This is a genomic window from Variovorax sp. BGA-UO-ETr-C22 (assembly GCF_059567965.1).
Genome location: NZ_JCAQPA010000010.1, coordinates 1110694 through 1123280, shown reverse-complemented (window position 1 = coordinate 1123280; position 12587 = coordinate 1110694). Strand labels below are relative to the sequence as shown.

Sequence of the window (12587 nt, the reverse complement as noted above, 5' to 3'; positions counted from 1 at the left end):
CACTGGCAACCACCTGAAGGACCGACCGTGAGCTCGATCGCCGACAAGTTCAAGAAATTACTCCCCGCGACCAACGGGAACGACAAGGCCCGCGTCGACGGCTCCGGTTCGATATCGCTCGACGATGTCGACACGGTTCAGGTTCCGGACGAAAAAACGATCCGCCTCGCCAAGAAGGGTGAGGGGGCATCCGCCGCTACAGCCGACACCGGCTTCGGCGGCATCGACGCGCTGGGCGACCCGGCGTCCGTCGAAGCCGCCAACGCGGCCACGCTCGAAGCGGTGCCGCTGGCCCCCGCCGCGGGCGGCGGCATGGGCGCCAACCCCGCCAAGCAGCAGCGCGTGCTGGCCATCATGCTGGCCATCGTGGTGCTGGCGCTGTTGCTGGTGGCCGGCTCCGCCATCCTTCGCGCGGAACGTCTGGCGCAGCAGGTGGCGGCCACCGGCCAGTCGCTGATGCAGTCGCAGCGCCTGGCCAAGTCGATCTCGCAGGCCCTCGTCGGCAGCGCCTCGGCGTTCGTCGAAGTGAAGGACAGCGCCGACGACCTCTCGCGCCGCGTGCAGGGCCTGACCAACGGCGACGACGCCTTGCGCCTGGAAGCCGTCGGCAACCAGTACGACGAGGAGATGAACAAGATCAACCCGCTGGTCGCCCGCGCCGACGCGAGCGCCAAGGCCGTGCTGGCCCAGCGCCAGATCCTGACGCAGGTGGGCGCCGCCTTGCGCGACATCAACCAGCAGTCGTCCACGCTGCTCGAAATGACGGAAACCGTCGCGTCGCTGAAGATGCAGCAGAACGCCACGCTGCCCGAGATCTCGGCCGCCGGCCAGCTCGTGATGCTGACGCAGCGCATCGGCAAGTCGACCAACGAGTTCTTCACGGTCGAGGGCGTGAACCCCGACGCCGTGTTCCTGCTGGGCAAGGACCTGAACACCTTCCAGGAAACCACCCGCGGCCTGCTCGACGGCAACGCGCAGCAGCGCTTCCCCGGCTCGAAAGACCCGCAGACGCGCCAGCAGCTCGAAGCCATCCTGAAGACCTACGAGCAGATGCGCACGCAGGCCTCGGCCATTCTGGGCAATCTGCAGGGCCTGGTGGCCGCGCGCGAAGCGCAGGCGTCCATCCTGACCGACAGCGAGCCGCTGCGTAAGTCGCTGGGCGAACTGCAAGAGAAGCTCTCGGCACGCACCGGCCTGGGCGCCGGCACCATCGTGCTGCTGTTCGTGCTGTCGCTGGCCGCCCTGGCTCTGGCCGGCGCCATCGGTTTCGTGCAGGTGCGCGAAGGCCGCGAACGTGCCGCCGTCGCCGAACGCGAGCGTCTGGCTGCCGAGCAGGCTTCTGAAGAAGCCGGCCGCGTGAACAACGCCAACCAGGCCGCCATTCTTCGCCTGATGAACGAACTGCAGACAGTGGCCGAAGGCGACCTGACGCAGGAAGCGACCGTGACCGAGGACATCACCGGCGCCATCGCCGACTCGGTGAACTACACGGTGGAAGAACTGCGCTTGCTGGTGGGCAACGTGCAGAACACGGCAACCCGCGTGGCGCAGACGACGTCGCAGGTGGAAAACACCTCGACCGAACTGCTCGCCGCCTCGACCGAGCAGCTGCGCGAAATTCGCGAAACCGGCCAGTCGGTGCTGACCATGGCCGAGCGAATCAACGGCGTGTCCTCGCAAGCGCAAGAGTCCGCCACGGTGGCGCGCCAGTCGCTGCAAGCCGCATCGTCGGGCCTGCAGGCCGTGCAGAACGCCATCGGCGGTATGAACTCCATCCGCGACCAGATCCAGGAAACCTCCAAGCGGATCAAGCGCCTGGGCGAATCGTCGCAAGAGATTGGCGAAATCACCGAGCTGATCTCGGACATTACCGAACAGACCAACGTGCTGGCCCTGAACGCCGCCATTCAGGCGGCATCCGCCGGTGAAGCCGGCCGGGGCTTCTCGGTGGTGGCGGAAGAAGTTCAGCGACTGGCCGAACGCTCCGCAGACGCCACGCGCCAGATCTCGGCGCTGGTGAAGGCGATTCAGACCGACACGCAGGACGCGGTGGGCGCCATGGAGCGTTCCACGCAGGGTGTGGTCGAAGGGGCCAAGCTGTCCGACAACGCGGGTACCGCGCTGTCCGAGATCGACCGCGTGTCGCGCCGACTCGCCGACCTCATCGAGCAGATTTCGCAGTCCGCCTCCCGCGAGGCCGATTCGGCCAACGTGGTGGCCGCCAACATCCAGCACATTTTTGCGGTGACGGAACAGACCGGAGAAGGCACGCGGACCACGGCCCAGCAGGTGCGCGAGCTCTCGCAGATGGCCGAAGAACTGCGTCGCTCGGTGGCTCGTTTCAAGATCGCGTGACAACAGATAGATAAGAACGGCGAGCAACCACGTGTCGATTCAAACCCCTGCCACGGCCCCCCTCGCCGGCAACATGCCGGCCACCGAAGACCTCGGGCCGCTGGCCTGGGTGCTGGGAGAAATCCAGAAGTCCCTCGACGGTGTCGGCAAGTCGCTGCGGCGTTTCGTGCGCGACGTGGGCAGTGCCACGGAGCCCGAGAGCGGTCCGCTGCAAATGGCCCGCCAGCAACTGCACCAGGCCGTCGGCGCGCTGCAGATGGTGGGCCACAGCTCGCCTGCGCTGGTGCTGGGCACCATCGAATTCGCGGTGCAGGGCTTCATCGCCGAGCCGCAGCGCTGCACCGAGAGTGCCGTGCACAAGATCGAGCGTGCCGGCTTCGCCGTCACCGATTTCCTCAGCGCACTGCTGGCCGGCAAGGCCGTGTCGTCGGTGGCGCTGTTTCCGCAGTACCGCGACGTGCTGGAGCTGGGCGGCAATGAGCGCGTCCATCCGGCGGACCTGTGGAGCACCGCCTGGCGCTGGGTCGAGGTCAAGCCGGCCCTCACGCAAGCCGCGCTCGCTTATGACCCGGCCGTGCGTTCGCGGCTCGACCGCGAAGTGCTGCAACTGGTCAAGAGCGGCGACGCGCAGGCCGCGCGACGGCTGCATGCGCTGTGCCTGGGGCTCGGGCGCGGTGCGCTGCTGCCGCGCGTCGCGAGCTTCTGGACGCTGGCCGCGGGCTTCTTCGAAGCCCTCGCGCTGGGCCTGATTCCCGCCGACACCTACGTCAAGCGCGCCGCCTCGCGCGTGCTGCTGCAGTACGCCACGCTGGCGCGCGGCGACAGCGTCGTGTCCGACCGCCTCGGCCAGGACCTGCTGTTCTTCTGCGCCCAGGCCGTGCCCGGCGCGCAGGACGACGCCGCCACGCTGCGCACCGTGCGCAGCGCCTGGGGCGTGACGCAAGAACCGCGCGTCGACTACACCGTGGTGCAGTTCGGCCGCTTCGACCCGCTGGTGCTCTTGCAGGCGCGCAAGCGCATCGAGACCGCCAAGGAAATGTGGTCGGCGCTCTCGGGCGGCGACATCACGCGGACGCGGCAGGTGGCCGACACGTTCGCGCAGCTCGGCGAATCGCTGCTGAAGCTGCACCCGCCGAGCCAGCCGATGGTGCAGGCGCTGACGCACGCCGTGGACGCCTCGGTGCGTTCCGGCCAGCCGCCCGACACCGAACTGGCGATGGAAGTCGCCACCTCGGTGCTGTACCTCGAAGCCGCGCTCGAAGACCTCGATCCCAGCGATCCGCAGCTCACGGCCCGCACGCTGCAGCTGGCCGGCCGCATCGAACGCGTGCGCGACGGCGGCCGTTCCGAGCCGCTCGAGCCGTGGATGGAGGACCTGTACCGCCGCGTGAGCGACCGCCAGACCATGGGCACCGTGGTCGACGAGCTGCGCAGCCACCTGAGCGAACTCGAGAAGTCGCTCGACCAGTATTTCCGCCGCCCCGCCGAAAAGCCGCTGCTGCGCACCGTGCCCACCCAGCTCATGCAGATGCGTGGCGTGTTCTCGGTGCTGGGGCTCGAGCAGGCCGCGCACACCGTGCAACGCATGCGCGACGACGTCGAGCAGATGCTGCAGGTCAACCGCTCGCCCGTCGAGGAAATGGCCACCTTCGACGCGCTCGGCAACAACCTGGGCGCGCTGGGTTTCCTCATCGACATGCTGGGCTACCAGCCCGCGCTGGCCAAGCGCCTGTTCGTGTTCGATGCCGAAGCGGGCGAACTCAAGCCGCTGATGGGCCGTCAGGCCATCGATGCCGCGGCCCCGGCCGAAGGCGCCGCCGCACCGGCCGCCGAGCCCGTGCTCAGCATCGAGGAGGTCGACGCGCAGATCGCCTCCAAGCTCGCCGCGTTGGCGACGCCCAATCGCAAGACCAAGCCGTCGCCGCTGGAGGAATTCAGTCGTAAGGCCGAGAGCTGGACCACCAAGATCACGGGCCCGTCGGCGCTGCCCGACACCGAGGTCACCGAGCTCGAAGAAGACGACCTGCAGAACATCTTCCTGGACGAAGCCCGCGAAGTGGTGGGCAACGGCCTGGCCGCCATCGCCGCGCTCGGCAACCGTCCCGGCGACACCGAAGAACTCACCATCCTGCGCCGCGCGTTCCACACGCTCAAGGGCAGCTCGCGGATGGTCGGCCTCACCGACTTCGGCGACGCCGCCTGGTCGCTCGAACAGGTGCTCAACACCTGGCTGGCCGACCAGCGCGATGCCACGCCCGAGCTGCTGTCGAGCACCGAGCGCATGCTGCGCGATTTCAGCCAGTGGGTCGAAGCCATCGCCGCCGGCGATGCAGGCACCTGGCACTCGGCGCCGTTCAGCCGCGTGGCCAATGCGCTGCTGGCCGGTGAGCCCGTGCCCGCCCCGGTGCGCGTGGCCGATGCCGAAGCACTCGCCGTGGCCGCGCGCCACATCGCCGCCGAGCCGGCGCCGATCCCGCTGCCGGAGCTCCCCGACCTGTCGCTGACGCCGCAAGATGTCGCAGCCCCTGACGCCACGTTGGACTTCTCCGACTGGCAGCAGGCGCAAGAAGCGCCACACGCACCGACCAAGCCTGTCACACCCGAGCCCGACGACGATTTCGCCTCCACCGACTTCCTCGACTTCGAGGGCAAGCAGAGCACCGCGCCCGCGCCGCTCGACGTGCTGCCCAGCGGCGACGATTTCGATTTCCTCGCGCCCCCGAAGACGCATGCACCGGCCGAGCCCGCCGTCTCGCACGCCGAGCCCGAGCCCGCCCCGGAAATCGAAGCGACGATGCCGACCGCGTCGGGCCTGCCCGATCTCGAATGGGCGCCCGAGCCGCTGCCGCTGGCTGCCGCAGAGCCTGTCGCCGAGACGGTGGCACCTGTCGAGGTCATCGAGGCCGCCGAAGAACTGCCGGCGCTGGACGTGCCGGTCGAAGAACTGCAGCCGGAGCCGGAACCTGTGTCGGCGGCCATCGAAGTCGCCCCCGAAGCCCCAGCCCCCGTTGTCGTCGAAGAGCTGCCAGCAGCCGTCGTGGCCGAGCCGGAACCCGTGTCCGAGCCCGAGCCCGTGCTGGCCGAGGCGGTCCTCGAGCCCGAGTCTTCCATCGCGCCGAGCGCCGAAGACCAGGTCAAGGTGATCGGCCCGTTGCGCATCGGCATCGCGCTGTACAACGTCTACCTCAACGAAGCCGACGAGTGGTCCCGCCAGCTGGCGACCGATGTCGGCGAATGGGCGCTCGAAACCCACGAGCGCCTGCCCGACTCGACCATTGCGCTGGCCCACTCGCTGGCCGGCAGTTCGGCCACCGTCGGCTTCCACAGCCTGTCGGGCATGGCCCGCCTGCTCGAATCGGCGCTGCAGCACCTGCAGATGCAGGGCAGCGGCACGCGCGAGCAGGGCGTCGTGCTGGTCGCCGCGGCCGACGAGCTGCGTCGCCTGCTGCACCAGTTCGCCGTCGGCTTCCTGCGCGATCCGTCCGAAGCCACGCTGCAGGCGCTGCGCGAAATCGCCGCCGCGCCGATGCCGCCCGAAATTGCCGCGGCCCGTTTCGAGACGCTGCTGCCCAAGCAGGTCGTCGCCAACGACGCCTTTGCCGACGTGGTACTGGACGACAACGAAGACGCCATCGACCTGGCCGATGCGGTCGACGTCGACCTGTTCCCGATCTTCGAGGAAGAGGCCGCCGAACTGATGCCCCAGCTGGGCGAGGCGCTGCGCCAGTGGTCGCACCACCCCGACGACGCCGCGCCGCGCGCCTCGGTGCTGCGCACGCTGCACACGCTCAAGGGCAGCGCACGGCTGGCCGGCGCCATGCGCCTGGGCGAGCGCGCGCACCGCATGGAGTCCGAGATCGAACTGCTGGGCTCCCAGGGGGCGGAGCGGGCCGACATCGAGAAGCTGCTCACGCGCCTGGACACGCTGCAACACACCTTCGACGCCCTGCGCGCGGCCGACGACGCCGCCCAGGTCGAGGTGGCCCAGCTGATCGCCACCGCCAGCCCGACCGCACCCGCCATCCAGCGCGTGCAGGCGGCGCCCGAGGTGCGCGAGTCGGCGAACGACGACCAGGCCGAAGCGGCTTCTGCCGAATCCGCCGTGGAAGCCCCGTCGTCCCTGCTGCCGCGCCCCGCGCCGGCCCTGCTCGCACCGCTGCGCGCGGCCTCGGGCCAGGCCGTTCGCATCCGCACCCAGCTGCTCGACCGCCTGGTCGCGCAGACCGGCGAGGTCATCATCACGCGCTCGCGCCTGGAGGCCGAACTGGGCCAGCTGCGCGGCTCGCTGGCCGACCTCACGGGCAACCTCGACCGCCTGCGCCAGCAGCTGCGCGACATCGAGGTGCAGGCCGAAAGCCAGATGCAGTCGCGCCTGGCGCAAGCCAAGGATTCGCAGCAGAGCTTCGACCCGCTCGAGTTCGACCGCTTCACCCGCGTGCAGGAACTCACGCGCATGATGGCCGAGTCGGTGAACGACGTGGCCACCGTGCAGCGCACCTTGCAAAAGACCGTGCAGGCCACGGAAGACGACCTGAGCGTGCAGGCACGCCAGACCCGCGAACTGCAGCGCGGCCTGCTGCGCACGCGCATGGTGGAGTTCGAAGGCATCTCCGACCGCCTCTACCGCGTGGTGCGCCAGGCCTCGAAGGACACCGGCAAGCAGGTGCGCCTGGACATCGTCGGCGGCTCCATCGAAATGGACCGCGGCGTGCTCGACCGCATGACGCCCGCCTTCGAACACCTGCTGCGCAACTGCGTGGCGCACGGCATCGAGGATGTGGCGGCGCGCGAGAAGGCCGGCAAGGACGCCAGCGGCCTCATCGTCATCGACCTGCACCACGAAGGCAACGACGTGTCGGTGAGCTTCCGCGACGACGGCGCCGGCCTCGACCAGAAGCGCATCGCCGAACGCGCCCGCGCCCTCGGCCTGCTCGGCCCCGACCAGGAGCTGTCGCCCGAAGAAGCCACCGAGCTGATCTTCAAGCCCGGCTTCTCCACGGCCGGGCAGGTGTCCGAATTGGCCGGCCGCGGCATCGGCATGGACGTGGTGCGCGCGCAGATCGCCGCGCTCGGCGGCCGCATCGAAACGCACAGCACGCCGGGCCAGGGCACCACCTTCAAGCTGGTGCTGCCGCTGACCACCGCCGTGACGCACGTGGTGATGCTGCGCGCGGGCGAGGTTTCGATCGGCGTGCCGTCGAACCTCGTGGAACTCGTGCAGCGCGTGAGCGGTGCCGACCTCGAGGCCGCCTACCTGAACCACAGCTTCGCCTTCGGCAGCGAGCAGGTGCCGTTCTACTGGGCCGGCGCGCTGCTGCAGCATTCCATCCGCAGCGAGCACGCCGCCACCAAGAACAACACGCTGGTGATCGTGCGAAGCGCGGCGCAGCGCGTGGCCCTGCACGTGGACGAAGTGCTGGGCAACCAGGAAGTCGTGGTGAAGAACCTCGGCCCGCAGCTCGCGCGGCTGCCCGGTTTGGCTGGCATCTCGGTGCTGGCTTCGGGCGCGGTGGCGCTCATCTACAACCCGGTGGCGCTGGCCGCGGTGCACGGCGACCAGGCGCGTGCGCGCCAGACCGCCGCGCTGGCCGCGCCGACGCATGCCGCTTCGGTGGACACCGGCGCGCCGCAGACGCCGGCCGCCTTTGCCCCGGTGGTGCCGCAGATCCCGCTCGTGCTGGTGGTGGACGACTCCATCACCGTGCGCCGCGTCACGCAGCGTCTGCTGCAGCGCGAAGGCTATCGCGTGTCGCTCGCGGCCGACGGCCTGCAGGCGCTCGAGCGCCTGCAGCAGGAGCGCCCGGCCGTGGTGCTGTCGGACATCGAGATGCCGCGCATGGACGGCTTCGACCTGGCCCGCAACATCCGCGCCGACGTGGCCCTGGCCGAGTTGCCGATCATCATGATCACCTCGCGCATCGCCGAGAAGCACCGCGAGTACGCCCGCGACCTGGGCGTGAACCACTACCTGGGCAAGCCGTACTCGGAAGAGGAACTGCTGCGCCTGGTGCGTGCGTACACGAGCGAGCCGGCCGCGCTGGCGGTGGCCTGATCGGCCTCGGCCGCGCCGGCAGTCGGCGCGCAAAAGAAAAGGGCCCTTCGGGGCCCTTTTTTCTTGGGTTACGGCTTTTGCAGGGCCTTGGCGCGCGCCGCCGCATAGCGCTGCATGGTCTTCTCCCGCGCCTCGGCGTGGTCCACCACCGGCTTCGGGTAGTTCTCGCCCAGCCTGACGCCCGCTGCCTCCAACTCGACCGGCGACGCCATCCACGGCGCATGGATCGCCACGTTCGACAGGCCCGCGAGCTGCGGCAGGTAGCGGCGGATGAACTTGCCTTCGGGGTCGAAGCGTTCGCTCTGCGTCACGGGGTTGAAGATGCGGAAGTAGGGCTGGGCGTCGCAGCCGGTCGAGCTGGCCCACTGCCAGCCGCCGTTGTTCGAGGCCAGCTCGAAGTCGTTCAGGTGCAGCGCGAAGTAGCGCTCGCCGCGCCGCCAGTCCAGCCCCAGGTCCTTGCACAGGAAGCTCGCCACCACCATGCGCAGCCGGTTGTGCATGTAGCCGCTCTGCCGGATCTGCAGCATCGCCGCATCGACCAGCGGGTAGCCGGTGCGGCCCTCGCACCAGGCGTCGAACAGCTGGTCGGCGTGCTTGCCGTGGTGCCACTGGATCTTGTCGTACTCGGGGCGGAAGCTCTTCGATTCGCCGTTCGCGTGCACGTGCGGAAAGTGCGCCAGGATCTGGAAGTAGAAGTCGCGCCAGACCAGCTCGCTGAGCCAGGTCGCGGCCCCGGTGTTGCCCTGCAGCGCCAGCTGGTGCGCCACGCTGGCCAGCTGGCGGATCGACACCGTGCCGAAGCGCAGGTGCACGCCCATGTAGCTGGGGCCGCGCACGGCCGGGAAGTTGCGCGCCTCGTCGTAGCGGTCGATGCGCTCGAAAAAGTCTTCGAACAGCGCGCCCGCGCCGCGTGTGCCGGTGGGAATCTCCAGCGTCTGGAGGTTGGTGCTTTCGAAGCCGATCTCGCCCAGCGTGGGCACCGGCCCGCCCAGGGCCGGGGGCGGCGGCGCGAGCGCGTCGGCGTGGCTGCGCACCGGGTACGGCTTCAGGAAGAACGAATCCACCTTCGCCAGCCAGGCCCGCTTGTACGGCGTGAACACCGTGTAGGGCAGCCCGGCCTTGGTCATGACCTCGTCGCGGTCGAAGACCGTGCTGTCCTTGAAGGTGTGGAAGCTGATGCCCGTGTTGGCCAGCGCGCCGAGCACGCGGGCGTCACGCGCCAGGGCGTCGGGCTCGTCGTCGCGGTTGGCGAACACCGCCTGCACGTCGAGCGTGTGGGCCAGCGCCGGTATCTCTTCGGCGGCCACCGCGTGCCGCACGATGAGCCCGCTGCCCAGGCCGCGCAGCTCGGCTTCGAGCTCCACCAGCGATTCGCGGATGAATTCGACCCGCCGGTCCGCCCGGGGCAGGGCGTCCAGGATCGCCCGGTCGAACACGAAAACGCAGACCACCTGCCGGCAGGCCCGCAGCGCCCGGTACAGCGCCGCGTTGTCGTCCACCCGCAGGTCCCGGCGAAACCACATGAGCCCTTTGGGATAGGTCTTGTCGACGGCCAGTAAAATCGGGGGCATATGGCTGCCGATTCTGCCCCGATGAACCTGACGCATCACTTTCTGATCGCGATGCCGGGGATGGAAGACAAAACTTTCAACCGCAGCGTCGTTTACCTCTGCGAACACAGCGAGCGCGGTGCGCTCGGGCTGGTGATCAACAAACCCAGCGACATCAACCTCAAGGTGCTGTTCGAGAAGATCGAGCTGCACCTGGCCCGCCCCGAGCTGGGCGAGGCCCCCGTTTTCCAGGGCGGCCCGGTGCAGACCGAGCGCGGCTTCGTGCTGCACGAGCCGGTGTTCACCCAGGCCGAGAAGCCCGAGGAATCGGTCTACGCCTCGACCATGACCATCCCCGGCGGGCTCGAAATGACCACCTCCAAGGACGTGCTGGAGGCCCTGGCCACCGGCGCCGGCCCGCGCAAGGTGCTGGTCTCGCTGGGCTATTCGGCCTGGGGCGAGGGCCAGCTGGAGTCCGAACTGGCCGAGAACAGCTGGCTCACCGTGCTGGCCGACCCGGCCGTGATCTTCGACACGCCGGTGGAAAAGCGTTACGACAAGGCGCTGATGCTGCTGGGGCTCGAAGCCTGGACGCTGTCCCCCGACGCGGGCCACGCATGAGCGACGTCATGTCCGACGCGCCTGCATCCGCCCCTGCTTCCGTTCCCGTTTCCGCGCATTTCCAGAGCTTCCTGGCCTTCGACTTCGGCGCCAAGCGCACCGGCGTGGCCAGCGGCAACCGGCTGCTGCGCACGGCGACCCCGCAGGCCACCATCAAGGCCGAGGGGGCCGACGCCCGCTTTGCGCAGGTCGAGGCCCGTATCAAGGAATGGCAGCCCGACGCGCTCGTGGTCGGCGTGCCTTATCACCCCGACGGCGCCCCGCACGAGAACACCCGCCGCGCGCAGAAGTTCGCGCGCCAGCTGCGCGGCCGTTTCAATCTCCAGGTGTTCGAGGTAGACGAGCGCTACAGCACCACCGAGGCCTTGTCGTCCGGCGCCCGCGATGCCGATGCCGCCTCCGCTTGCATCATCCTGGAACAGTTTTTGAGGAGTCTCCCGTGAGTTCAATCCCCGATGCCGAAGCGCTCTACACGACGCTGCTGTCCGGCGTGAAGGCGCTGATGCGCCCCGAGACGAAACTGGTGGGCATCACCTCCGGCGGCGCCTGGCTGGTCGAGCGCCTGCAAAAAGACCTGGGCCTGGCCGGCGCCCCCGGCGTCATCTCGTCGGCCATGCACCGCGACGACTTCGCGCGCCGCGGCCTCTCGGCCAGCGCGCAGACCGCGCTGCCCTTCGACGTGAACGGCGCTGACGTGCTGCTGCTCGACGACGTGCTTTACACGGGCCGCACGATCCGCGCTGTGCTCAACGAGCTGTTCGACTTCGGCCGCCCCGCCTGCGTGCGGCTCGCCGTGCTGGTGGATCGCGGTGGCCGCGAGTTGCCTGTTGCAGCCGACTTCGCCGCGACGACGCTCACGTTGCCGAACACCCAATTGCTAGCCCTCGCACGCGCCGACGACGGCGCCTTCAGCCTCAAGGTGGAGGACAACAAGTAATGCTCTACAAGCGAAACCCGCAGCTCAACAAGAACGGCGAGCTGATCCACCTGCTGTCGATCGAGGGCCTGCCCAAGGACATCGTCACGCACATCCTCGACACGGCCGCCAACTTCACGAGCGTGAGCGACCGCGAGGTGAAGAAGGTGCCGCTCTTGCGCGGCAAGAGCGTGTTCAACCTGTTCTTCGAAAACAGCACGCGCACGCGCACCACCTTCGAGATCGCGGCCAAGCGCCTGAGTGCCGACGTCATCAACCTGGACATCGCGCGCTCCTCGGCCACCAAGGGCGAGTCGCTGCTGGACACCATCGCCAACCTGAGCGCCATGGCCGCCGACCTGTTCGTGGTGCGCCACAGCGAGTCGGGCGCGCCGTACCTGATCGCGCAGCACGTCGCGCCGCACGTGCACGTGGTGAACGCCGGCGACGGCCGCCACGCGCACCCGACGCAGGGGCTGCTCGACATGTACACGATCCGCCACTACAAGAAAGACTTCTCGAACCTCACGGTCGCGATCGTCGGCGACGTGTTGCACTCGCGCGTGGCGCGTTCCGACATCCATGCGCTCACCACGCTCGGCTGCGCCGAAGTGCGCGTGGTCGGCCCCAAGACGCTGGTGCCCGCCGACATGGCCGGCATGGGCGTGCGCGTGTGCCACACGCTCGAAGAAGGCATCAAGGACTGCGACGTCGTCATCATGCTGCGCCTGCAGAACGAGCGCATGAGCGGCGCGCTGCTGCCCTCGTCGCAGGAGTTCTTCAAGACCTTCGGCCTCACGCAGGAAAAGCTGCAGCTGGCCAAGCCCGACGCCATCGTGATGCACCCGGGCCCGATCAATCGCGGCGTGGAGATCGACTCCGCCGTGGTCGACGGCAAGCAGAGCGTGATCCTCCCGCAGGTCACCTTCGGCATCGCGGTCCGCATGGCCGTGATGAGCATCGTGGCAGGGAACGAAGCATAGACATGTTGCTCGCCCCCAGTCTTCGCGCACTTCGTGTCGCTTCGCCAACCCCCTACCGGGGGCAACACCAGTGGCCCGGCAAAGCCGGTTCCACGGTGTTTCCCGAAAAG

General features: G+C 68.9%; 7 protein-coding genes. 6 read left to right on the top strand and 1 reads right to left on the bottom strand.

Translation table 11 applies throughout. The features are described 5' to 3' along the window. Positions 1-27 precede the first annotated feature (27 nt). Positions 28-2355 (top strand): methyl-accepting chemotaxis protein, encoded by a 2328-nt coding sequence (locus AC57B8_RS18655; RefSeq protein WP_062479109.1) that lies wholly within the window; start codon positions 28-30, stop codon positions 2353-2355. A gap of 31 nt (positions 2356-2386) precedes the next feature. Continuing rightward, complete coding sequence (locus AC57B8_RS18650) at positions 2387-8407, top strand: hybrid sensor histidine kinase/response regulator (RefSeq protein WP_496480383.1); 6021 nt, start codon at positions 2387-2389, stop codon at positions 8405-8407. A gap of 68 nt (positions 8408-8475) precedes the next feature. Here the strand turns inward: AC57B8_RS18650 and AC57B8_RS18645 are convergent, their stop codons facing one another. Further along, entirely contained in the window at positions 8476-9978 is a 1503-nt protein-coding gene (locus AC57B8_RS18645; RefSeq protein WP_496480382.1) for a cryptochrome/photolyase family protein, read from the bottom strand. Between AC57B8_RS18645 and AC57B8_RS18640 the strand changes: the two genes are divergently transcribed. From AC57B8_RS18640 to AC57B8_RS18625, 4 genes are read left to right on the top strand one after another with little or no spacing between them, the layout of a single operon-like run. Further along, a complete protein-coding gene (locus AC57B8_RS18640) occupies positions 9979-10578 on the top strand; it encodes a YqgE/AlgH family protein (RefSeq protein WP_062479100.1) in 600 nt (199 codons plus the stop codon). It begins immediately after the preceding gene. A gap of 8 nt (positions 10579-10586) precedes the next feature. After that, entirely contained in the window at positions 10587-11021 is a 435-nt protein-coding gene (gene ruvX, locus AC57B8_RS18635; protein WP_139704798.1) for a Holliday junction resolvase RuvX, read from the top strand. Continuing rightward, a complete protein-coding gene (pyrR, locus tag AC57B8_RS18630; RefSeq protein ID WP_496480381.1) occupies positions 11018-11515 on the top strand; it encodes a bifunctional pyr operon transcriptional regulator/uracil phosphoribosyltransferase PyrR in 498 nt (165 codons plus the stop codon). Before ruvX ends, pyrR begins: the two co-directional genes overlap by 4 nt. Next, positions 11515-12477, top strand: coding sequence for an aspartate carbamoyltransferase catalytic subunit (locus AC57B8_RS18625; RefSeq protein WP_056577783.1), 963 nt, complete (start codon positions 11515-11517; stop codon positions 12475-12477). The genes pyrR and AC57B8_RS18625 overlap by 1 nt, the downstream gene beginning before the upstream one ends. Positions 12478-12587: the final 110 nt, after the last annotated feature.